The sequence below is a fragment of the Modestobacter sp. VKM Ac-2984 genome, from assembly GCF_026967985.1.
Classification (GTDB): Bacteria; Actinomycetota; Actinomycetes; order Mycobacteriales; family Geodermatophilaceae; genus Modestobacter.
In genome coordinates this window covers 51915-75480 of sequence record NZ_JAPVBJ010000003.1, presented here as the reverse complement: position 1 = coordinate 75480, position 23566 = coordinate 51915, and the positions used below count along the sequence as shown (strand labels likewise).

Genomic DNA, 23566 nt, shown 5'->3' with positions numbered 1-23566 from the left:
CGGCCGCCCGCGTCGCCGCACATGCCATCCAGCGGGAGGGGTTCAGTGCAGAGCGGCGTCCGCCGGCCCGGTCGTCCAGCGTCGGAAGCGGACGACGAGGCCGGCCCGGGTCGGGGCGCAGCAGTACGGCCCGGCCTGCACCTCGGCGTCCGGCGGGAACCAGGCGACCCGGACCAGCCGGAACGGCTCGTCGTCCACCCGCGCCCGGACGGTCACCGCGTCGCCGGCCCGGCTGGCCCGGACGGTGACCCGGCGGCCGGCCCAGTCCGGCACCGGGGCGACCGACCAGTCCGAGTGCCCGAGGGTGACGACGGCGCCGAGCTGCGGCGACCCGTCCGAGAACTCGACGCCGGCCTTCAGCCAGGTCTCCGCGCCGGCTCGCAGCATGAGCCCGGCCTGGTCGAACTGCTGGTCGAAGTCGACGTCGACGGTCACCTCGACCGCACCGTCCAGCGGGCCCAGCAACGCGTGGGCGTCGTCGTGGACGAAGCCGTAGGAGGTGTGCCGCCAGGCGTCGCTGCCCTCCGCGGCGGTGACCAGCAGGTCGGTGCCGTCCTCGGTGGCCGAGACCGGCGGCGTCGTCCACGTGCCCGCGCCCCACGGCTGGACCCGGCTGCCGTCGTCCGTCATGCCGGCACGGTAGCCGCGCGTCGAGGTGCGTCCCGTTGCGGTGTACCCCGTGGCGACACCGCAACGGGACGCACGTCAGCGGGCCTCGACCGACACGGTGACCGGGGCGCAGCCCTCGGCCGTCGCCGTCACGGTGATGGTCCCCGGGCCGGTCGGGCGGACGACGGCGAGCGCCCGGCCGTCGAAGGTCGTGTGCACGGCGTCGAGGTAGGACTCCGCCGTCGCCGGCGCCGCGCTGCCCAGCCCGACCAGCGTGCCCGCCCCCTCGACGGTCACCGTGACCTCGCGGTCCACCCCGAGTGCGACGGTCCCGGCGACGTCGGTGAGCGCGATCGCGACGAAGGCCAGGTCTGCGTCGTCGGCCCGCAGCACCGTGCGGTCGGCGGTGGCCACGAGCCCGACCGGTCCCGACGCCGGCCGCAGGACCGTGCGCCCGGTCTCTGCGCCGCCCGTGCGGGCCACGGCCACCAGGTCCTCCGGGGCCCACGGCACGGTGAACTCCGCCCGGAACCGGTGGGCCTCCCCCGCCGGGGCGGTGCCCAGCGACCGGTTGCCCAGCAGCAACTCCACCTCCTCGGCGTCGCTGTAGACCTCGACGGTCAGCGGGACGCCCTCGGCACCGGTGAAGGCCCAGTCGGCCACCGAGTCCGCCCACGCCCACGGCGTCGAGACCGTCGTCCGCCCCGACCGCTCGGGCCGGACGACGACGATCGCCGGTGCGGTGCGCAGCCCGAACACGGTCTCCCGGTAGTAGGACGCCGGCCGGCGGTGCCCGGTGATGTCGAGGTCGCCGCACCAGGCCAGCAGCCACGGGAAGGGCCCGTGGAAGCCGCCGGCGGCCGGGTCCTCGCTGTCGGCGACCCGGCCGACGCCGGCCTCGCCGAGGTAGTCCCAGCCGGTCCAGGTGAAGTCGCCGATGACGTGCGGGTGGTCCTGGACCAGTCGCCAGAGCCGGTCGCTCTTGGTGGCGAAGGTCTCCGAGCCCACGATCACCCGGCGCGGGAACAGCTCCCGGTCGATCGCGTACCGGGCCTCCATGTAGTTCATCCCGGCGACGTCGAGCACGTCGAAGGACTCCTCGGTGCGCCGGGCGACCAGCTCGGTGCCCGACAGGTGGTCCATGAACTCGCCCATGTCGGTGAGCATCGTGTTGATGCCCAGCTCGGCTGCCTGGGGCCCCCGGGCCTCCTCGATGACGGCCAGCATCGCGTTGACCCCGTTCGTGACGAACCGGGTGGGGTCCTCGGCACGGACGGCCTCGGCCAGCCGGCGCGACCACAGCGCGCCGCGCGGGTCGGACACCTCGGGGATCTCGTTGCCGATGGACCACAGCACGATGCTGGGGTGGTTGGCCCCACGCCGGACCATGGAGGCGACGTCGGACCGCCAGGTGTCGGCGAAGTGGCCGGCGTCGTCCTCGGTGGACTTGCCCTGGGTCCAGGTGTCGGTGAGCTCGTCCATCACCAGCACGCCCACCCGGTCGCAGGCGGCGAGCATCGCCCGGCTCATCGGGTTGTGCGAGCTGCGCAGTGCGTTGAACCCGGCCGCCGCCAGCAGCTCCACCCGACGTTCGTCGGCCCGGCCGATCGCGGCCGAGCCCAGCACGCCGTTGTCGCTGTGCACGCAGGCCCCACGCAGCAGCACCGTCTGGCCGTTGATCCGCAGTCCCCGCTCGGGGTCCAGGGACAGGGTCCGCAGGCCGGTGGTGACCGTCTCGGTGTCGGTCTCGACGTCGCCGTCGAGCAGCACCGCCTCGACGGTGTGCAGCCGCGGCGACGTCGGGCTCCACGGCGCCGGGTCGGCCACCAGCAGCCGCTGGCGGACGACGGCGGGCTCCCCCGGCAGCACGGTGACCGGCGAGACAGCCTCGGCCACCACGGCCCCGGCGTCGTCGACCAGCCGGACACGCACGGTCCGGCTGGCCAGTCCCCGCCCGGCGTGCACGACGGTCGAGGCGACCGAGACGACGGCGCGCGAGCCGTCGAGCTCCTCGGTGACCACCCGGACACCGTCGGCGGCCAGGTGCACCAGCGGGCCGCGCAGCAGGTGCACCGGACGGTGGATGCCAGCCCCGGCGTACCAGCGGGCGTCCCGGCCGGCCCGGCACAGCACGCGCACCTCGTCGGTCCCGTCGTACCGGAGGTGGTCGGCCAGCGGGACGACGGCCTCGGTCCAGCCCGACGACCAGGTGGCGGCGAGCTGACCGTTCACCAGCACCCGGGCCGAGCGGTACACGCCCTGGAAGTGCAGGGCGAGCACCTGGTCGTGGTCGTCGCCGGTCACCGGCAGCACCGCCCGGTACTCCACGGCGGTGGGCGGGAAGTAGCCCGCGGCGGGGCCGTGCTCGGCATCGCGCGGCTGGCCGAGGGTCGCGTCGTGCGGCAGCACGACGTCCCGCCACGGCTGGGCGGCGCCGTGCATCTCGGCGAAGGAGTTGGCGTGCGGCCGGAACTGCCAGCCGGCGGTGAACGGGGTGCGGCGCATGGCTGCCCTCTCGAGTGGGGAACGAGGTCAGCACGCGACGGATGGCGTCCTGGCTGGAGCGCCCCATGCTCACGCGCGGCCCGACATGGCCGGCCATCCGCCGTCTGCTGGATGGCCACCGGGACCCGCGCAGCCGCCATCCTCGGTGACCGCCGTCGCCCCCGAGGACCGCCTTCCCATTGACCGGCAGGCGATCTCCCGGCCCGGGTGGCGCAGCGGCAGGCTGCTGACGTGGACGGGCGACTGGCAGGGAAGACGGCGTTGGTGACCGGAGCCGCGGCGGGGATCGGGCGGGCGGTGGCCGACCGGTTCGCCGCCGAGGGGGCGCGCGTGGCCTACGCCGACCGCGACGCCGGCGGTGCCGAGGCGGCCGCCGCGGCGTCGGGTGGGCGCGCGGTGCCGATGGACGTCACCGACGAGGAGAGCGTCGCCGGTGGCTTCGGCGCACTCGCCGCGGACGGGTGGGTGCCCGACGTCGTCGTCGTCAACGCCGGGGTGCAGCTGTTCGGCCAGGACGCCGAGGTCGCCGACCTGGACCTCGACGTCTGGCGGCGCACCCATGAGGTCAACCTGACCGGGGCGTTCCTGACCGTGAAGCACGCCGTCCGCGGGATGCTGGGCGTCGGTGGCGGCTCGATCGTGTTCACCGGCAGCCCCACCGCCGTCCGCGGCGAGGGAGCGGAGTTCACCGCCTACGCCTCGTCCAAGGCCGGCATGCACGGGCTGGCCCGCACGGTCGCCGCCGCCTACGCCCGCCGGGGCATCCGGGTGAACACCGTCGTCCCGCCGTACACCGAGACCGGGCTGGTCAGCACCCTGACCGCCGACCCCGAGGCCCGGGCCGCGATCGTCGGCCGGATCCCGATGGGCCGCGCCGGCACGACCGGCGACCCGGAGGGCGTCCTGGTGTTCCTCGCCAGCGACGAGTCGGCGTTCGCCACCGGCGCCACCTTCGCCGTCGACGGCGGCATGACCACCCTCTGAGCCGTGCTCAGGCCTCCCGGCTCCGGCGCTCGTGCAGCCGCAGCCGGGCGAGCAGGTCGGCGACCAGCAGGCGGAGGTCGACGTCGGTGCACACCCGGCGTCCCGGCTGGTCCGGGGACTCCGTCCACGTGCAGGCCACGTCGTCGAGGGCGGTGACCAGGACCGGCGGGCTGTCGCCGAGCGGCCAGGTCTCCCCCTGCTCCACGAAGTCGGGGATCGGCAGCTCGACGTACTGCCGCCACAGCCAGGCACCCAGCCGCCCGGCGCCGCCCACGTCCTGCTCCAGCTCCGCCACCGAGTACGTGCAGCGCCGGTAGGTCTCCAGCGGGAACTGCGAGATCGCCAGGTCGTCGCGGGCCTGCACCTCGCGGGCGGCCTCGGCGTCGGTGTCCCGGTTGTACTCGAACGCGTCGGCGTCCAGCGCCCCACCGACCCAGATCAGGGTCAACCGGGCGGCGATGTCCGGGGCCTGCCGCAGCGCCTGGGCCACGTTCGTCAGCGGGCCCGCGCAGACCACGACGAGCGGCAGCGCGTCGTCCCGCCGCGCCTCGGCGACGATGGCGTCCGCGGCCGCCGACGAGGTGTCACCGCCGCCGATCGGCACGTCGCACCCGGCGGCCACCACCGGCCGCTGGGTGCCGACCAGCTCGACCAGCTCCCGCGCGCGCCGGGCGCCAGCGGCTGCCGTGCCCTCGGGCGGGCCGAACAGCGGGCTGAGGTGCGAGCTGGTCACCGCCACCACCCGGTTCGCGGCGCTGAGCAGGTGGTGGGCCAGGGCGACCAGACCGTCGGGGTCACCGGCCCAGTCGTTGTCGACGACGACGCGGCACCGCTCGGTGATGCGCAGGGACACGTGCTTCCTCCAGGGGTCAGGCGGTGGGGACGGCGGCCGGGTCGTCGGCACCGGCGTAGCGGAACGAGCGGACGACGACCGACCCGGAGGAGCACCAGACGCCGAGCATCCGGCCGGTCATCCCACCGGCCACCTCGGTGGAGACGTAGCGGCCGTCGATCCGACCGAGCTCGGTGAACCCGCCGTCGGCGTCCACGACCCCGGCGACCAGTTGGTCCGGGCCGAGCGCGGTCGAGGAGAAGTGGCCCTCGGACGGGACGGCCCGGACCTCCAGCGCGACGTCCCCGGCCGGGACGGCGACCTCACCCAGCAGCGACCGCAGCGGGCCGACCTGCGCGACCGCGCGCACCACGTCCCCGGCGACCTGGAGGTCGAGGCGGTGGCGGGGGTCCATCCGCACGGACAGGCCACCGACGCCGTCGCCGTCCGCCGCCACGACCGCACGGGCCCGGCAGTACAGGTGCTCCTGCCGGCGGCCGGCGAAGGCGGCGTCGTCCGAGGCCGGGTCGGCGGCCCCGGCGGTGAGCCGCCAGCCGCCCTCGCCCCGGGTGAGCACCTCGCCGGGGAACCGGCGCGGCGACACCCAGGAGACCGGCAGCCCGGCGCCGGCCAGCTCCTCGACCTCCGCCGGCCCGGCGGCCGGCGTCAGCCACTCCCCCAGCCGGGGCCAGCCGTCCTCCCACACCACCTCGGCGGCGAAGGTCTCCCGACCCAGGACGTGGAACTGCGGGCTCGCCCCGCGCGGCCGGACGCCGTGGAAGACGATCGCCCAGCTGCCGTCGGGCCGCTGCACCAGGTCGGCGTGCCCGGTGTTCTGCACCGGGTGTTCGACGCCCCGGTGGGTGAGCAGCGGGTTGTGCGGGCAGGCCTCCCACGGCCCGGACGGCGACGGGCCACGCGCGATGGTCACCGCGTGGCCGCGCTCGGTGCCGCCCTCGGCGATCAGCAGGTACCAGTACCCGCCGACCCGGTACAGATGCGGGCCCTCCGGGAACCGGCCTCCGGTGCCCTGCCACACGTGCCGCCGCTCGGTCAGCGCCCACCCGGTGACCGGGTCGACGGCCTGCTGCACGACCCCGGCCGGCCCGCCGGCGCCGAAGCCCGCGTAGGTGACCAGCAGCGTGCCGTCGGCGTCCCAGGCCAGGTCCGGGTCGATCCCGCGGACCTCGTCCATCCGGACCGGCTCCGACCACTCACCCAGCGGGTCCTCGGCGGTGACCAGCGTCTGCCAGCCACCGTCGGCCAGGTTGGTGGTGATCATCCAGAACCGGCCGTCGTGGTGGCGGATCGTGCAGGCGGTGATGCCGCCCGAGTCGGGAGCTGCCGAGACGTCCAGCTGCGACGGGCGGGCCAGCACGTGCCCGACCTGCTCCCAGGACACCAGGTCGGTCGAGCGGAACAGCGGCACGCCGGGGGCGTACTCGAAGCTCGAGTGCACCATCCAGTACGTGTCGTCGACCCGGCAGACGCTGGGGTCCGGGTGGAAGCCGGGGACGACGGGCGCCGGGGTCACGGGCGCTGACGTCACTGGTGGGCGTCCGGGTCGAAGAACAGCGCGGGCTTCTCCACCGGCGGCGGGACGGTGACCGTGCGGGTGAACCAGTGCCGCCCGGCGGCCACCTCGACCGGTGCGCTGCCGTCGGGCAGCGACACCTCGGCGGTCGTGTTCGGCGGGACGGTGAGCTCCAGGGTCAGCTCGGCGCCGTCGAGGGTCCAGGAGACCGCCGCCGTCCCGTACGGCGTCTCGTGGGTGGCGGCGGCGGAGGTGAGGCCGGGGCCGGGCCGCGGCGCCACCCGCAGCCGCCGGTAGCCGGGCCCCGCCGGGGCGAGGCCGGCGACGGTGCGGTGCAGCCAGTCGGCCACCGCCCCGAACGCGTAGTGGTTGAACGACGTCATGTCCCCGGGGTTGATCGACCCGTCGGGGAGCATCGAGTCCCAGCGCTCCCAGATCGTCGTCGCGCCCATCGTCACCGGGTACAGCCAGGACGGGCTTTGCCGCTGCAGCAGCAGCTCGTAGGCGGTGGCCAGCTCCCCGGCGTTCGTGAGCGCGTCGGTCACCAGCGGCGTGCCGAGGAAGCCGCTGGCGATGTGGAACCCGTCCTTCAGCACCTGCTCGGCCAGCAGCCGGCCGGCGTGCGCCCGCTGGTCGGCGGTGAGCAGGTCGAACTCCAGGGCCAGGGCGTACGCCGTCTGCGACGGGTAGGCGACCCGGCCGTTCGGGGAGACGTACTCGGCGCGGAACCGCTGCGCCGCCCGCTCGGCGAGATCGGCGAACCGGGTGCCGTCCCGGCCCAGCACCGCCGCGACCTGCGCGACCGTGCGCGCCGACCGGGCGAGGTAGGCGGTGGCGACGCACTGCCACGGGGTGCGCGCCGCGGCGGGGTTGTCCGGCGGCGCGGCGGAGTCCAGCCAGTCACCGAAGGAGAACCCGCCCTCGGGGAAGTCCAGGTCGGCCCCGGCCCGCGCGGCGAAGGCGTCGATCCAGGCGGTCATGGAGCCCCACTGGTCGGCGAGCAGACCGGCGTCCCCGGTGCGCTGGTACAGCACCCACGGGACGACGACGGCCGCGTCGCCCCAGCCCACCTCCGCCTGCTGCGGGAACGGCAGCAGCGGCAGGAACGGCACGTACATCGGGACGATGCCGTCGTGGTCCACCTGCTGCTCGACCGCGAGGTCGGCCAGCCAGGAGCGGAGCATGCCGGTGGTGTCGTAGAGGAAGGAGGCGGACGGCGCGAAGACCTGGAGGTCGCCGGTCCAGCCCAGCCGCTCGTCGCGCTGCGGGCAGTCGGTGGGGACGTCGAGGAAGTTGCCACGCATCCCCCAGACGACGTTCTCGTGCAGCCGGGTCACGTCCGGGTCGGAGCACTCGAAGGTGCCGGTGCGGCGCAGGTCGGTGTGCACGACGACGGCCTCGAGGTCATCGGCGGTCAGCTCACCCGGCCAGCCACTCACCTCGGCGTACCGGAAGCCGTGGAAGGTGAAGCGCGGCTCCCAGGTGCGGGGGCCCTGCCCGTCCAGCACGACGACGTCGGTGGCGTCGGCCCCGCGCAGCGGGCGGGTGCCCAGCTCGCCGTGCTCGAGCACCTCGGCGTGCCGGATGGTGACCTCGGTGCCGGCCGGTGCATCCGGCAGCGTCAGACGGAGGCGGCCGACCAGGTTCTGGCCGAAGTCGACCAGCGTCCTCCCCGACGGCGAGGTGCTGACCTCCCGCACCGGCAGGACCTCGGTGCGGCGCACCGGCGGCCCGGTCGGGGCGACGAGGGTGGCGACGTCCAGCGTCCCGGTCTCCACCGGCGTCCAACTGCCGTCGTCGAAGGCCGGCCGCGACCAGCCGGGGAGCTCCCGGCGGGCGTCGAGGGTCTCGCCGGCGTAGAGCCCGGCCCGGGTGAGCGGGCTGGGCGCCGACCGCCAGGAGCCGTCGCTGGTGACGACGGTGCGGCTGCCGTCGGGGTGCTCGACCTCGAGCTGGACGAGAGCGCCGGTCCGGTCGCCGTAGAAGGCCCGCTTCCCGGTGAAGCCCAGTGGGCCGGCGAACCAGCCCTGGGCCAGGTGCACGCCGAGTGCGTTGGCGCCCTCGGTCAGCAGCGCCGTGACGTCGTGGGTCTGGTAGCGCAGCCGGTGGTGGTAGCTGGTCCAGCCCGGCGCCAGCACGTGGTCGCCGACGACCGACCCGTTCAACTCGGCCTCGTAGACCCCCTGCGCGGTGGCGTACAGCCGGGCCCGGGCCACCGGCTGGTCGAGGGTGAACTCCCGGCGCAGCAGTGCGGCCGGCTCGTCGCCGGAGCCGGCCGGCAGCACCGGCTGGACCAGCGTCGCGGTCCAGTCGGCCGGCGCCAGCAGGCCGGCCTCGACGACGGTGTCCTCGCTCCACGCCGACGGCTCGCTCGCACCGGCGCCCCACACCCGCACGCGGATCGCGCGCCGTTCCCGGCTGGTCAGCTCGGGGGCACCCCAGGGCACCAGCACCGACTCGTCGGACTCCACCCGGCCCGACGACCAGACCGGGCCGTCTTCGGATGCGATCTCCAGCTCGTACGCGGCCTGCCGCCAGCCGTCGAGGTCGGTCCGGGACACCCAGGACAGCCGCGGCCGGGTGTCCCCGATGCCCAGCGGCTCGCGGTGGTGCTCGACGGTGACGGGCGTGACGGTCAGGTCGCTCATGCGGGCTGCTCCAAGGTGGTCGTGGACGTGTGCTCGCCGGGGCCGGCGGATGCCGTGGTGCCGTCGGGCAGGACGACGGTCGCCTCGGTGCCGGCGGGGACGGCGACGCGCAGGTGCAGCGCGCCGTCCGTGACGTGCCACGCCACCTCGATCCGGCCGTACGGCGACTCGTGCGCCGCCTCGGCGCTGGTCAGGCCGCCACCCGGGCGCGGCTGCACCCGGAACCGGCGGTAGGCGGGCTCGATCAGCTCGATGCCGGCGGTGTACCGGTGCAGGAAGGAGACGACCGCGCCCTTGCTGTAGTGGTTGAGCGACTCGTGCGGCACCCCGTCGGCGTCCACGCCGTCCCAGCGTTCCCAGACGGTGGTCGCGCCGCGGTCGACCATGGTCAGCCAGGACGGCTCGGTGTCGGAGAGCAGCAGCTCGTAGGCGACGTCGAGGTGCCCGGCGTCGGCGAGCACCGGCAGCAGGTACGGGGTGGCCAGGAACCCGGTGCCGAGGTGGGTGTCGGCCTTGCGGACCAGCTCGACCAGCCGCTCGGCGACGGCGGGCCGCAGCTCCTCAGGGACGAGGTCGAAGGCGAGCGCGCGCACGTGGTCGGCCTGGGTGTCGGGCACCAGCCGCCCCTCGGAGTCCAGGTACTCCGCCTGCCAGGCGGCGCGCACCTCGGCGGCCAGCCCGGCGTAGCGGTCGGCGTCCGCCGTCCGGCCGAGGACCGCCGCGATCCGGCTCAGCAAGCCGGCGCTGTGCGCGTAGTACGCCGTCGCCACCTCGCTCTTGTCAGCCGCGGCGAAGGCGCCGAAGTCTCCGATGTCCTCCCCCGGCACCAGCCACTCGCCCCAGTGGAAGCCGGTGTCCCAGAGGAACCGCTCGTGCGGCGCGGGGTCCGGCCGGCGCGCGACCCGGGCCGGGTGCCGGTGCTCGCGGGCCATCCGTTCCACCCGGTCCAGCCAGCCGACCATCATCGGCCACAGCTCGGCGAGCACCTGGTCGTCGCCGTAGGCGCGGTACAGCTCCCAGGGCACGATGACCGCGGCGTCGCCCCAGCCGGCCGAGCCGTTCATCGCCGCGACCGGGCCCTCCCGCCCCTCGCTGCGGGAGGACGGGCTGATGTTGGCGATCGTGCCGTCGGGCCACTGGTCGGCGGCGACGTCGCGCAGCCACTTGGTGGAGAACCCGGCGACGTCGTAGAGGAACGCAGCGGTGGGCACGTAGAGCTGCCAGTCCCCGGTCCAGCCGGCGCGCTCCCGGTGCGGGCAGTCGGTGGGGACGTCGCAGACGTTGCCGCGCAGGCTCCAGACGGCGGCCTCGTGGAAGCGATCAACCCGCTCGTCGCTGCAGGAGAACCAGCCGGTGCGGCGCAGGTCGGTGTGCACGACGACGCCGCGGACGTCGTCGGCGGTCAGCTCACCGGGGTGCCCCTCGATGCGCACGTACCGGAAGCCGTGCGTCGTCCGCCGCGGTTCGAAGACCTCGCCCGGCACCCCTGCGGACACCACCTGGTCGACCTGGCCGGCCGGCAGCGGCTCCGGCAGGAACGGCACGGCCGGTCGGAGGTGGTCGGTGGTGACGTCGCCGTCGGGGCCGAGCCACTCGCCGTGGGTCAGCGTGAGGGTGGTGTTCGCCGGGCCCAGGTCGGTGAGCCGCACCCAGCCGTTGACGTTCTGTCCCAGGTCGACGACGTGCGCCCCGCTCGGCAGCCGGGTGACCGACACCGGGGTGAGCTCCTCGACCCGGCGCACCGGCGGCGCCGGGGAGTCGACCAGGCCGGCGTAGCCGTGGTGGACGACGCCCACCGGCGCCCAGCCGGCGTCGTCGAAGCCCGGGACGTCCCAGCCCCGCGGCAGCCGGCGCAGGTCGACCCGCTCACCGGCGATCAGGTCGGCGGCCACCACGTGCCCGGCGGCGCTGCGCCAGCCGGGTCCGGTGCCGACGACGGTGACGCTGCCGTCGGCGTGCACCAGGTGCAGCTGGGCGAGCAGCGCGAGCCGGTCGCCCCACTGGTCGGCGGCGCGCAGGATGCCGATCTGGCCGCGGAACCAGCCGTCGGCCAGCACCACGGCCAGCGCGTTGCGGCCGGGCCGGACGGCGGCGGTGACGTCGATCGTCTGCACCTGCAGCCGGACGTCGTACTGGGTGAAGCCGGGGGTCAGCTCGGCGTCGCCGGCGCGCTGCCCGTTGAGGAACGCCTCGTACAGCCCCTGGGCGGTGGCGTGCAGCCGGGCGGCGACGACCGGCCGGTCGACGTCGAACTCGTACCGCAGCAGCGCGGCGGGCCGCTCCCCGGGCAGGCCACCGGGCATCTCCCCCGGCTCGACCCACGCGGCCTGCCAGTCCTCGGCCCACAGCAGGCCGGTCTCGAACCACGCCGGCTCCGACGCGGGGCTCTCGCCGAGGTCGGTGCGGACCGCCACCCGCCACTGCACCCGCTGGCACGACCCCAGCGGCGGACCGGCGTAGGGCACCAGCAGGCTCCGGTCGTGCTCCACCCAGCCGGTGTCCCAGCCGGTGTCGGTGGTGATCCGGGCGGCCAGCTGCTCGCGGGCACCGGCCGGCAGCTGCCAGGACAGCCGCGGCGTGCTGCTCCGGATGCCGAGTGCCTGGTCGAGGTGCTCGACCCGCAGGTGGTGGGGGGCAGGGGGGTCCTCCCTCACGGCCTGGGGACCCGCTCGGCGTGGTGGCAGGCGGTGAGCGAGCCGTCGAGCAGCCGGAGCGGCGGCCGCTGCTCCACACAGACGTCGGTGGAGAACGGGCAGCGCGGCACGAAGGGGCAGCCGGTGACCGACGGGGAGGCGGCGCCCGCGGTGCCGAAGCCGGCGGCCTCCCGGGCCGCACGACGCGCGGCCTGCTCGGCGGGGCGCGGCACCGGAGCCGCCGCGGTCAGCGCCAGGGTGTACGGGTGCCGGGGCTGTTGGGCCACCTGCTCGGCCGGGCCGGTCTCCATGACCTGGCCGCGGTAGAGGACGACGGTGCGCTGGGACAGGAAGCGCACCACGCCCAGGTCGTGGGCGATGAAGAGGAAGGACAGCCCGCGCTGGTCGCGGAGGTCGGCCAGCAGGTTGAGCACCTGCGCCTGGGTGGACAGGTCCAGGGCGGACACCGGCTCGTCCAGCACGACCACCTTGGGGTCGCAGACCAGCGCCCGGGCGATGGCGATGCGCTGCCGCTGGCCCCCGGAGAACTGCGCCGGGCGACGGTCCACGGCCTCGGCCGGGAGGCCCACGGACTCCAGCCCGGACCGGGCCCGGGCCAGCGCCTCGGCGCCGGTCACGCCCATCAGCCGCAGCGGCTCGACCAGGGTCTGGCCGATGGTGCGGGCGGGGTTCAGCGAGGAGTACGGGTCCTGGAAGACCACCCGCAGGTCCGCCACCTGGCGGCTGCGCTGCTTGAGCGACATGGCGGTGACGTCCTGCCCGGCCACCTCGACCGTGCCGGCGGTCGGTCGCTGCAGGCCCAGGACCGCCTTGCCGATCGTGGACTTGCCCGACCCGGACTCCCCGACCAGGCCGAGCGTCTCCCCGGGCGCGATGTCGAAGCTGACGCCGTCCACCGCCGGCGGGGTGCTGCGCGCCCGGCGACCCGAGCCGTAGCGGACGACCAGGTCGCGGACCCGGAGTGCGGGTGCCTGCTCGCCCGGGTGGACCTCGCGGGTGGGGTCGGCCAGCGCGGTCATCGGGACGCTCCTGCGGTCGGGGTGGTGGCGGGGGCCTGCGCCGCACCGACGTGGTCGGCGTCCCAGCTGACGTGGGCGTCGGCGAGCTCGTCGGCCCGGACGCAGAGCACCGAGCCGGTGGCGTGGGCAGGCCGGGCCGGGAACGGGGACCGGCACTGGTCCTGGGCGAACTGGCAGCGGGTGGCGAACCGGCAGCCGGCCGGCCATGAGCCGGGCGGGGGCACCGTCCCGGGGATCGACGCCAGCCGCACCGGCACCGCGACGCCGTCGGGCACGTGCGGGTTCGCCGCCAGCAGCGCCTGGGTGTACGGGTGCTCCGGCGCGTCGAGGACGGCGGCCGTGGTGCCGGACTCGACCACCGCGCCGGCGTACATCACGGCCACGTCGTCGCAGATGTCGGCGACGACCCCGAGGTCGTGGCTGACGACCACCACCGACAGCCCGGTGTCCTGGACCAGCGCCCGCAGCAGGGTGAGGATCTCCGCCTGCACGGTGACGTCCAGCGCGGTCGTCGGCTCGTCGGCGATCAGCAGGTCCGGCTCACCGGTGAGCGCCAGCGCGATGCACACGCGCTGGGCCATGCCGCCGGAGAGCTGGTGCGGGTAGCTCCCCAGCACCCGCTCGGCGTCGACGATGCCCACGTTGCGCAGCAGCTCCGCGGCGATCCGCCGCGCCTCGCCCCGGCCGACGCCGCGGAACCGGCGGATCGGCTGGGTGAGCTGGTAGGCGACGGAGAACATCGGGTCCAGCGCCACCATCGGCTCCTGGGAGATCAGCGCGATCTCCCGCCCCCGGACAGCGCTCAGCTCCTTCTCCGTGCGACCGACCAGGTCCTGACCACGCCAGTGGATCGCCCCGCCGCGCACCGACACACCGTCGGGCAGCAGACCGAGCAGCGACCGCGCGGTCATCGTCTTGCCGCACCCGGACTCACCGACCAGACCGAGCACCCGGCCCGGCCGCAGCGCGAACGAGACCCCGGTGACCAGGTCGGCGCCGTCGTCGACGGAGATGGTGAGGTCCCGGACCTCCAGGACGGCGGCCGGGTCGGCCGGGGCGAGCTCCGCCGCGCCGTCGAGCGGGGCGGTCCGCGCCGGCGACCGGCGCCGCCGGCGGGCCGGTGCGGCCTCCCCCGCGGCCTTGCCCGCGATCGCGTCGGCCAGCTCGTTGGCGGCGATCACGGTGAGCGCGAGGACCAGCCCGGTGGGCACCATCAGCCACGGCGCGTTGAACACGTAGGACGACGCGTCCTGGATCATGAACCCCCAGCTGGGGTCGGGCTCGGCCGGACCGAAGCCGAGGAAGGCCAGGCCCGCGACGATGAGCAGGCCGATCCCGTACAGCTGGGCCGCCTGCACGGCGATGACGGTGGCCATCGACGGCAGCACGTGGACCACGTTCACCCGCAGCGAGCCCAGACCGTTGACCCGGGCGGCGTCCACGAAGAGCCGGGTGCGGACCGACTGGGCCACGCCGAGCATCACCCGGTAGACCGCGGCGGAGATCAGCACGCCGAGGACGGCCATGATGATGAAGATCCGCACCCCGATCACGCCGATGACGGCCAGCAGCAGGATCGTCGAGGGCAGCGCGAGGAACACCTCGGTCACCCGGCTGATCACCCGCTCGACGCGGGGCCCGCGCTCGGCGGCGATCAGGGCCAGCGGCAGGCCGATCCCGAAGGCGACCAGGACGGTCACCGCGGAGGAGAGCAGCGGCTCGGTGCCGGCGGTGAAGATCCGGCTGAGCAGGTCCCGGCCGAGCGGGTCGGTGCCCAACCAGTGCTCGGCCGACGGCAGCGCCAGCCGGTTGGCGAGGTCCTGCTCGGCGACGCCGTAGGGGCGCCACCACGGTGCGGTCAGCGACGCCACGACCATGAACAGCAGCCAGCCGGCGGCCAGCAGCCCACCAGGCCGGCGGAGCACCTCGGGCACGCGCCGGCGGGCCGGCGGGCCGGGGTCCTCCGTGACGCCGTCGGCGGCGTCCAGCGGGAGCACGCTCACGATGCACGCACCTTCGGGTCCAGTGCCGCCACGAACAGGTCGAGCAGCAGGTTGATGAGCACGACGACGACGGTGGCCACCACCACGACGCCGACCAGGGCCGGGAAGTCGCTGGAGGCCGCGGCGGCCTGTCCGGCCTGCCCCAGCCCGGGCAGTGCGAAGAGGTTCTCGATGATCACCGAGCCGCCGAAGAGGGCGATGAACTGGATGCCGAGCACCGAGACGACGGGGAGGCTGGCGAACCGCAGGGCGTGCACGTAACGGATCCGCCACTCCGGCGTGCCCATCGCACGCAGCGTCCGCACGTGCTCCTGGGCCAGCGCCTGCCGCAGGCCGGCGTTCGCCGTCCGCGCGACGATCGCCGCCCCGCCGATGGTCAGCGCGAGCACCGGGATGAGCAGGCTGGTGAACCACCCGACCGGGTCCACGGTGAACGGCACGTACCCGGTGGCGGGCAGCCACCCCAGCTGGAGCGCCAGCACGTAGACCAACAGGATGCCGACCCAGAAGACCGGCAGGGACAGCGCCACCCCGCTGCCGGTGGTGATCAGGCGGGCCAGCCGGCCACCGCGGACGGCCGCGGTGACGCCCAGGACGACGCCGAGGACACCGGAGAGGAGGGTGGCGAACAGCGCGATCGACGCCGTCACCGGCACCCGGTCGGCGAGGTCGGCGGCGATCGAGCGACCGTCGATGAGCGAGGTGCCCAGGTCACCCCGCACCAGGTCACCGAGGTAGTCGAAGAACTGGGTGGGCAGCGGGCGGTTCCAGCCCAGCGCCTCGTTCTCCGCGACGATCCGCTCCGGGGTCGCGTTCGTGCCCAGCCGGACCGCGCCCGGGGAGGTGTCGGTGGCGTGCACCAGCAGGAAGCTGATCACCACCGCGGCGAGCACCGTGCCGATGGCCATGGCCATCCGCCGGGCGAGGAAAGCGAGCATCACGGGGTCCTTCGGCGTACGGGTGCACGGGCCAGGGAACGGTGCGAGAGGGGCCGGTGGCCGCGGGACGTCCCGCGGCCCCCGGCCGGTGCCGGGCGGCTCAGGCCGCCGGCTCGACCTCGGAGAGGACCAGGTAGTTGTTCGTCCCCGCGTAGGAGGGCTCGGCCACCTTCTCGGCGTTGTAGCCGGTGTAGGCGTAGTCCTCGTAGACCGGGATGTACCAGCCGTTCTCCGCGATGGCCCGGTTCAGCTCGCCGAGCGCCTGGTCCTTCGCCTCGCCGGTCGAGCCGAGGGCAGCGCCCAGCGCGCTCTGGATCTCCGGCTCCGTCGCACCCTGCATGTTCATGAAGCCGCCGTAGAGCACCCCGGCGACCCAGCCGGCCGGCTGACCACCGACGGCCATCGGCCCGAAGATCAGCGGGTCGGTGCGCACCGCAGCGAACACCTGGTCGGTCGAGGTGGCGGTCACGAAGTTCATCTCGATGCCGACCTCGGCCAGCTGCTGCTGGATGACCACCTGGTCCTCCGTCGGCTGGCCGAGCACCGTGATGTCGAAGGCGAACCCGTCGGGCAGACCGGCCTCGGCGAGCAGCTCGCGGGCACGCTCGGGGTCGTACCCGAACTCCTCGTTCAGCGCGGGGTCGAAGCCCTCGGCCTCGGCGGGGAACAGCTGCGCCGTCGGCTGCGCGCCGGGGTGCAGCTGCTCGACGATCGCCTCCCGGTCGATGGCGTGGCTGATCGCCTGCCGGACCCGCTCGTCGGCGAAGGCGGGGTTCGTGGCACCGGTCTTGTCGATGACCGGGAAGCCGACGATGGTGCCGCCGACCTTCGCCAGGCTCGACCGCTGCTCGACCATGTCGATCGTGGTCGGCTTGAGGATGGTGGCGACGTCGGCCTGACCGGAGACGACCGCGTTGGCCAGCGCCTGCGGGTCGGTGATCACGTTGAACACGACGCTGTCGTAGGCCCACTCGTCGGCGTTCCACGCCTGCTCGTTCTTGTCCAGCGTGTAGGTGCTGGCCCGCGTGGTCTCCCCCGCGTTGAGCGTGTAGGCGCCCGACCCGTCCGGGGTGGTCTCCAGCGAGGCGGGGTCGGCGAGACCGTCGGGCCCGACGATGACCCCGACGGTGTCGGTGAGGTTGTTCTCCGGGCTGGCCTGCGGCTGTGCCCAGGTGATGACGACGGTCTGCGGGTCGGGCGCGGCCACGTCGACGATCTCGCTGGCCCCGCCGGTCGCGAGCGCGCCGTAGGCCTCCAGGTCGGGGTCGTTGCGCCGGTCCAGGTTGGCCTTGACGATCTCCGCGGTCAGCTCCGAGCCGTCGGCGAACGTGACGCCGTCGCGCAGGGTCAGCGTCGTCTGGGTGTCGTCGGCGTTGTTGCTGAACTCGGTGACCAGGCTCGGCGCCACGGTGCCGTCCGGCTGGGTCACGAACAGCGAGTCGTACAGGGCGCTGAAGAAGGTGAACTGGCCCTGCGAGTACTCCAGCGGGTCGTAACCGGTCGGGGCGGCGTCCGCGTCGTAGGCGAAGGTCAGGGTGTCGCTCGGGCTCTGGCCGGCGGTGCCGCCGCCGTTGCTGCCGCCACCGCACGCGGCGAGCGAGGTGAGCGCACCGGCGGCCAGGACGGCGACACCGGTCCGCGTCAGGGAGGGGCGGGGGACGACCAGGGGGTCACGAGTCCGGAACAGCTTCATACCGGTCTGGCTCCTTCGCTTCATTACGGAGGGGTCATGTCGGCCGGGGACTCGGCCGCGCCGGGGAACCGGCTTGGCAGCAACAGTGCGGCGGGCCTCGCCGTGACGTCAGGCACAATGCCGGTCAATGGAAGACAACTGTGGCCTGCGCCTCACCGACGAGATCCCGGAGCCCCTTGCGTGACGGACGACGTCTCCCCCACCACACGGGTCCGCGGCCGGCGCCCTCCGCAGGGCGATCCCGTCGTCGACCGGGCGCTCGCCCTGCTCGGCGCCTTCGACAGCAACCACCCGTACCTGACCCTCAGCGAGCTCAGCCGGCGCACGGGCATCCCGGCCAGCTCGGCGCTGCGGCTGGCCGGCCGGCTGCTGGAGTGGGGCGCCCTCGAGCGCGGCGCCGACGGCCGCTTCTCCATCGGCATGCGACTGTGGGAGGTGGCGTCACTCACCCCCCGCAGCCACGAGCTGCGCCGGGTGGCCCTCCCCTTCATGGGCGACCTGGAGGAGGTGACCCGCCAGCACGTGCTCCTCGCCGTCCTGGAGGGCGAGGAGGCGGTGATGGTGGAGCGGCTCTCCTCCCACGGGGCCGTCGCCGCCCTCTACCGGCCCGGCGGGCGGATGCCCCTGCACTCCACCGGGGTCGGACTGGTGCTCCTCGCCTTCGCGGAGTCCGGGTTCCAGGAGCAGGTGCTCGGGCAGCCGCTGATGCACCTGCCGGAGAAGATCCCGGTGTCCCCCGCGGCGCTGCGCCGCACGCTGGCGGAGATCCGGCGGGACGGGCTGGCCACCTTCCGCCGGGGCGCCCCGGAGCCGATCGTCTCCGTCGCCGCCCCGGTGCACGACGCGCAGGGCGCGGTCGTCGCCGCGCTGTCGGTGCTGGTGCCCGCGGAGAACGCCGAGCCACGACTGCTCGGGCCGGCGGTGCGCACGGCCGCCCGGGGCATCTCCCGTGGGCTCGGCGCCTGGCGGGCACCCGGGACCCCCTGATCCGACTCCTCTGCCATTGACCGGCAGCGGCACTGATCACGGTGAGCGGCGTCACGCATGCTCGCGGGACGTCGATCGACGAGGAGCGCCGCGCCCTGCCCGTGGGGCACGGCCTCCCGACACCGCTGGAGGCCCACCGCATGACCCAGTTCCCGGACGGCTTCCTGTGGGGCACCGCCACCGCCGCGCACCAGGTCGAGGGCGGCAACGTCAACAACGACCACTGGGAGCTGGAGCACGCCCCGCACTCGCCCTTCGCCGAGTCCAGTGGCGACGCCTGCGACTCCTGGAACCGGTGGGAGGCCGACCTCGACCTGGTCGCCAGCGCCGGCTTGAACAGCTACCGGTTCAGCTTGGAGTGGAGTCGGATCGAGCCGGCCGAGGGCGAGGTCTCCCGCTCGGCCCTGGACCACTACCGGCGGATCGTCGACGGCTGCCGCGACCGCGGCCTGGCGCCGGTCGTCACGCTCGTCCACTTCACGATGCCGCGCTGGATGATGCACGACGGCGGCTGGACCGGGCCGAAGGCCGGTGACCGGATCGCCCGGTTCACCGAGCTGGCCCTGCCGGCGGTCGAGCACGCCGAGCACGTGCTCACCCTCAACGAGCCGAACCTGATGGCGGTCCAGCCGGTGATCGGTGCGATGGCCCGGCGCGGCGAGCCGATCCACGGCCTGCCGGTGCCCGACCAGGGCGTCGCCGAGGCGCTGATCGGGCTGCACGGCCGCAGCATGGAGGTGCTGCGGGGGGCCGGCGCTCCCCCGGCCGGCATGTCCCTGGTCGGCCTGGAGTACGTCGACGACGGCGGCGGCCAGGAGCACCTGCGGGCCGCACGCGCGGCGATGATGGACCAGTTCCTGCAGGCCGCGGCCGGCGACGACCTCGTGGGGCTGCAGATCTACACCGCCCAGCGGTTCGGCGCGGACGGGCTGATCGCCCCGCCGGCCGACCGGCAGACGCTGGCCCACGGCATGGAGCGCCGGCCGGAGGCCCTCGGCGCGGCGATCCGGTACGCGTCCTCGGTGCTGCCGGAGACCCCGCTGATGGTCACCGAGAACGGCATCGCCACCGCCGACGACGCCGACCGGATCGCCTTCACCACCGACGCGCTGCGCGGCCTGGCCGAGGCGATCGCCGCGGGCGCCGACGTCCGGGGCTACGTGCACTGGAGCCTGCTGGACAACTTCGAGTGGATGCTCGGCTTCGCACCCACCTTCGGCCTGGTCGCCGTCGACCGGCAGACCTTCGCGCGCACGCCGAAGCCGAGCCTGGCCTGGCTGGGCGAGGTCGCGAAGAACAACGGACTCACCTGATCCACCTGCCGTCCAATGGCACCTCGCTGGGCGCCGGTGACACCGGTCACCGAGGCTCGGCACCGTCAACGCCGACACCGACCCGGGAGCACCCCATGAGCTTCGAGTACCTGATCGACCCCGCGAAGGGCCCGCAGTGGCAGGGCGTCCTGCCCGGCAAGCCGCAGCCCTACGTGCTCCGCCGCGGCGAGGGGGAGCACGCCAAGCTGTTCGGCGACCTCTTCACCGTGCTGCTCTCCGGCGACGAGACCGACGGCCAGTTCGGCATCGTCACCGCGGACTCCCCCGCCGGCGACGTCATCCCGACCCACTCGCACAACGAGACCCACGAGACGTTCTACGTGCTCGAGGGCAAGGTCCGGCTGTTCTTCGAGGACGCCGAGGGCGGCAAGCAGTCGCAGCTGCTCACCCCGGGCGACTTCGGCTACGTGCCGGCCGGGTTCGCGCACGCGTACCAGATCGTCGAGCACGCCCGGATGATGGGCACGCTCTCCGGCGGCTTCGAGCGGTTCTTCCAGCACATGGGCACCCCGACCGACTCGACCAGCCCCGACCAGCCGCCGTTCATCCCGGACTTCCCGCGCATGCAGGCAGCCGCGCAGCAGCACAACATGCAGTTCAAGCCCGACTTCGAGTGGCCTGAGCCCACCGCCTGACCCGCGCCGACCACCGCCCCCTTCCGGCGCCGAGAGCCCACGCGCCCTCGGCGCCGGACGCGCGCCCTGAGGAGACCCGTGCCCACGCCCGCCCTCCCGCTCCCCCCGCCCGCCCACGAGGCGCCGCTGCCGCCCGCTCGCAGCGGCGCCGCCGGCGTCCGGGTTCTCTCCGGCGTGCCGTACGCGGCGCTGCCCGGCGCCCGGCCGCTGGAGCTGGACCTGTACCTGCCGGCCGGGGACGGACCGCATCCGGTCGCGTTGTTCCTGCACGGTGGCGGGTGGCGGCTGGGCAGCCGGCACACCGCCGGCCCGATGTACCGGGACGCCAACCCCCCGCCGTTCGAGCAGGTGGCCGCCGCCGGCATCGCGGTGGCCAGCCTCGACTACCGACTGTCGGGTGAAGCGCTGTGGCCGGCGCAGCTGCACGACGCGAAGGCCGCCGTCCGCTGGCTGCGCTCACGCGCCGGTGAGCTGGGCGTCGACGCCGACCGGATCGCCGCCTGGGGCGAGTCGGCCGGTGGGCACCTGGCCGAGCTGCTCGGTCTCACGACGGACGCCGCGCTGGAGGGCGAGGTCGGCGTCACCGGTCCGTCGTCCGCGGTCTCCACCGTGGTCGCCTGGTACGCCCCCAGCGACGTCGCGGTGGTGGCGACCGACATCGGCAACGACCCGGCGGACCCCGACAGCCGGGAGTCCCAGCTCCTCGGCGCCCCGGTCTCCGCGGTCGCCGACCGGGCCGCCGAGGCCAGCCCGATCACGCACGTCTCCCCCGCCGCGCCGCCGGTCCTGTTGCTGCACGGCCGGGCCGACCGGTTCGTCGCTACCGCACAGAGCCAGCGGCTGCACGACGCCTTGGCCGCCGCGGGGACGGACGTGGAGCTGCACACCTACGACGGCGCCGACCACATGTGGCTCGGCACGCCCGAGGTCGCCACCGACGCACTCGACCGCACGATCACCTTCCTGCGGCGCCACCTGATCGACGAAGGAGACCGAGCATGAGGATCGTCGGCATCCACCGGGACGGCAGCGGGGTGCAGGTGGCCACGCTGTCGGACGACGGCGCCTCGGTCACCGTCGTCGCCGGCCTGGACGACTTCTGGGCCGACGCCGCCGGGCACCTGTCCCGCGAGCCCCGCGGCGAGACGCTCGCCGCCGCCGACCTCGAGTTCGTGCCACCGGTGCTGCCCGGCGCCCGGGTCGTCTGCATCGGGCTGAACTACCTGAAGCACGTCGCCGAGGGCAGCTTCCGCGACCAGGAGGTCCCGCCGTACCCGACGCTCTTCGCCCGCTGGACCCAGTCGCTGACCGTCGACGGCGCGGAGGTCCCGGTGCCGGCCGATGAGGAGGGGCTGGACTGGGAGGGCGAGGTGATGGCCTGGGTCGGCAGCCCCCTGGTCGACGCCACGCCCGACGAGGCGCTGGCCGCCGTCGTCGGCTACTCGACGTTCAACGACCTGACCTCCCGGCGGGCGCAGAAGCTCACCAGCCAGTGGATCCTCGGCAAGAACGGCGACCGCTCAGGCCCGCTCGGGCCGCTCGTCCCTGCGGCCGAGGTCGGCGACCTGCGCAACGGGCTGCGGGTGCAGACCCGGGTCAACGGCGAGACCGTCCAGGACGGGCGCACCGACGAGATGGTCTACACCGTCGGCGACACCCTCTCCCTCATCTCCCGCACCTTCACCCTGCGGCCCGGCGACCTGCTCGCCACCGGCACCCCGTCCGGTGTCGGCTACGCCCGCACGCCACCGTGGCTGCTGCAGCCCGGGGACGTCGTGGAGGTCGAGGTCGACCGGCTCGGCGTGCTGACCAACACCGTCGTGGGCAGCGAGGCGCGCCGTGTCCGGTGACTTCCGGCAGTACCTGTTCCCGCCCGACCACCCCCGGCTCACCGACGTCCGCGGCCTGGACCCCCACGCCTACCGGGAGCACGCCCGGACCCCTGGCACCTTCACCGGCGGGCTGGTCGAGGGCTGGACGCCGCTGTACCTGCAGGAGTTCCGCGGGGTCACCGAGGACGGCACGCTGCGCGCGGGCCTGCACCCGTTCACCCCGGCCGAGCCGGGCGAGGAGGCGCCGGTCGCGGCCATGGTGACGGCGGCGCAGGACCTGCTCGCCGCGCTGGACGACGACGGCCGGGCGCGGGTCTCCTTCCCGGTGGACGCACCCGAGTGGCAGACCTGGGCCAACCCCGAGTTCATGCAGTTCGACACCGGCCTGCGGCTGGAGTTCCAGCCCTCGGAGGTGCGGGACAAGGCGCTGGCGCTGGTCCGCGCCTCGCTGTCCCCCGAGGGCTTCGAGCTCGCCCACACGATGATGCTGATCAACGGCTTCCTCGGCGAGGTCGTCGGCCTGGCGAACGTGCTCAACGAGTTCAGCTACAACATCGCCCTCTACGGCACCCCCGACCCGCGGGCGCCCTGGGGCTGGCAGCTGTTCGGTCACCACTGCGCCCTCAACTGCCTGGTCGTCGAGGGCCGGATGCTGCTGTCCCCGGTCTTCCTCGGCGCCGAGCCGAACGAGATCGACGCGGGCCCGCACGCCGGCACCGAGTCCTTCACCGAGCGGATCACCGCCGGCCTGGCCGTGATGGCCGCCCTGCCCGAAGAGCAGCGGCGGGCGGCGACCGTCTACGCGCAGATGGTCGACCCGGCCATGCCGCCGGGCCGGGTGCACCCCGGCGACGAGCGGCACCTGGCCGGCGCCTTCCAGGACAACCGGGTGATCCCGGTCGAGGGCGTCCCCGTCGCCGAGATGCCACCCGAGGCACAGCGGCTGGTGCTGGCGGTCGTCGAGCAGTTCGTCGGCCTGCTGCCCGAGGGCCCCCGCCGGGCCCGGATGCGCGAGGTGACCGAGCACCTGGCCGAGACCTGGTTCAGCTGGATCGGCGGCTGCGAGCCCGGCGACGTCTTCTACTACCGGGTGCAGTCGCCGGTGCTCATCGCCGAGCTCGACCACCACTGCGGCGTCTTCCTCGACTACCGGACGCCGCAGCCCTTCCACGTGCACACCGTGCTGCGCACCCCGCACGGCAACGACTACGGCCGGGCCTGGGTCCGGCAGTGGCAGGCCGCGCAGGGCTCCTGAGGACGGATCCGTCTCGCTGTGCCGGTCAATGGCATCGGGCTACGGCGGCGTGACCCCCGCCACGGATGCTGGACGGGCGCCGATCGGCCTCCGATGCCCGTCGC

General features: G+C 74.6%; 17 protein-coding genes. 7 read left to right on the top strand and 10 right to left on the bottom strand.

What is annotated here, in order from left to right:
• Positions 1-42: 42 nt before the first annotated feature.
• Entirely contained in the window at positions 43-630 is a 588-nt protein-coding gene (locus tag O2W16_RS07465; protein ID WP_269158185.1) for a DUF1349 domain-containing protein, read from the bottom strand.
• Between the two features lie 75 nt (positions 631-705).
• Entirely contained in the window at positions 706-3114 is a 2409-nt protein-coding gene (locus O2W16_RS07460; RefSeq protein ID WP_269158184.1) for a glycoside hydrolase family 2 TIM barrel-domain containing protein, read from the bottom strand.
• Positions 3115-3345: 231 nt separating this feature from the next.
• Between O2W16_RS07460 and O2W16_RS07455 the strand changes: the two genes are divergently transcribed.
• Complete coding sequence (locus O2W16_RS07455) at positions 3346-4098, top strand: SDR family NAD(P)-dependent oxidoreductase (protein ID WP_269158183.1); 753 nt, start codon at positions 3346-3348, stop codon at positions 4096-4098.
• A 7-nt stretch (positions 4099-4105) separates the two neighbouring features.
• Here O2W16_RS07455 and O2W16_RS07450 read toward each other — a convergent pair whose 3' ends face one another.
• The 8 genes from O2W16_RS07450 to O2W16_RS07415 form a co-directional block, all read right to left on the bottom strand.
• Positions 4106-4951 carry a nucleoside hydrolase gene (locus O2W16_RS07450; RefSeq protein WP_269158182.1) on the bottom strand — a complete coding sequence of 282 codons (846 nt, stop codon included), beginning with the start codon at positions 4949-4951 and terminating at the stop codon, positions 4106-4108.
• A gap of 16 nt (positions 4952-4967) precedes the next feature.
• A complete protein-coding gene (locus O2W16_RS07445) occupies positions 4968-6464 on the bottom strand; it encodes a glycoside hydrolase family 43 protein (protein ID WP_269158181.1) in 1497 nt (498 codons plus the stop codon).
• An 11-nt stretch (positions 6465-6475) separates the two neighbouring features.
• Entirely contained in the window at positions 6476-9112 is a 2637-nt protein-coding gene (locus O2W16_RS07440; RefSeq protein WP_269158180.1) for a glycoside hydrolase family 78 protein, read from the bottom strand.
• A complete protein-coding gene (locus O2W16_RS07435; protein WP_269158179.1) occupies positions 9109-11766 on the bottom strand; it encodes a family 78 glycoside hydrolase catalytic domain in 2658 nt (885 codons plus the stop codon). The genes O2W16_RS07440 and O2W16_RS07435 overlap by 4 nt, the downstream gene beginning before the upstream one ends.
• Positions 11763-12785: an oligopeptide/dipeptide ABC transporter ATP-binding protein gene (locus O2W16_RS07430; RefSeq protein WP_269158178.1), complete on the bottom strand. Its 1023-nt coding sequence runs from the start codon at positions 12783-12785 to the stop codon at positions 11763-11765. Before O2W16_RS07430 ends, O2W16_RS07435 begins: the two co-directional genes overlap by 4 nt.
• A complete protein-coding gene (locus O2W16_RS07425) occupies positions 12782-14788 on the bottom strand; it encodes a dipeptide/oligopeptide/nickel ABC transporter permease/ATP-binding protein (protein ID WP_269158177.1) in 2007 nt (668 codons plus the stop codon). The genes O2W16_RS07430 and O2W16_RS07425 overlap by 4 nt, the downstream gene beginning before the upstream one ends.
• The gene (locus O2W16_RS07420; protein ID WP_269158176.1) at positions 14785-15726 is read right to left on the bottom strand and encodes an ABC transporter permease; all 942 of its coding nucleotides are present in this window, start codon (positions 15724-15726) and stop codon (positions 14785-14787) included. The genes O2W16_RS07425 and O2W16_RS07420 overlap by 4 nt, the downstream gene beginning before the upstream one ends.
• 100 nt (positions 15727-15826) lie before the next feature.
• A complete protein-coding gene (locus O2W16_RS07415; protein WP_269158175.1) occupies positions 15827-17419 on the bottom strand; it encodes an ABC transporter substrate-binding protein in 1593 nt (530 codons plus the stop codon).
• Positions 17420-17599: 180 nt separating this feature from the next.
• Here O2W16_RS07415 and O2W16_RS07410 point away from each other — a divergent pair, with 180 nt between their 5' ends.
• The 6 genes from O2W16_RS07410 (at position 17600) to O2W16_RS07385 (ending at position 23462) form a co-directional block, all read left to right on the top strand.
• Complete coding sequence (locus O2W16_RS07410) at positions 17600-18406, top strand: IclR family transcriptional regulator (RefSeq protein WP_269158174.1); 807 nt, start codon at positions 17600-17602, stop codon at positions 18404-18406.
• A gap of 140 nt (positions 18407-18546) precedes the next feature.
• A complete protein-coding gene (locus tag O2W16_RS07405) occupies positions 18547-19719 on the top strand; it encodes a glycoside hydrolase family 1 protein (protein WP_269158173.1) in 1173 nt (390 codons plus the stop codon).
• A gap of 95 nt (positions 19720-19814) precedes the next feature.
• Entirely contained in the window at positions 19815-20375 is a 561-nt protein-coding gene (locus tag O2W16_RS07400; RefSeq protein ID WP_269158172.1) for a quercetin 2,3-dioxygenase, read from the top strand.
• Between the two features lie 78 nt (positions 20376-20453).
• Positions 20454-21377 carry an alpha/beta hydrolase gene (locus O2W16_RS07395; RefSeq protein ID WP_269158171.1) on the top strand — a complete coding sequence of 308 codons (924 nt, stop codon included), beginning with the start codon at positions 20454-20456 and terminating at the stop codon, positions 21375-21377.
• Entirely contained in the window at positions 21374-22225 is an 852-nt protein-coding gene (locus O2W16_RS07390; protein ID WP_269158170.1) for a fumarylacetoacetate hydrolase family protein, read from the top strand. The genes O2W16_RS07395 and O2W16_RS07390 overlap by 4 nt, the downstream gene beginning before the upstream one ends.
• On the top strand, positions 22215-23462 hold the full coding sequence (locus tag O2W16_RS07385; RefSeq protein WP_269158169.1) for a DUF3500 domain-containing protein: 1248 nt from the start codon (positions 22215-22217) through the stop codon (positions 23460-23462). Before O2W16_RS07390 ends, O2W16_RS07385 begins: the two co-directional genes overlap by 11 nt.
• The last annotated feature ends 104 nt before the right edge of the window (positions 23463-23566 follow it).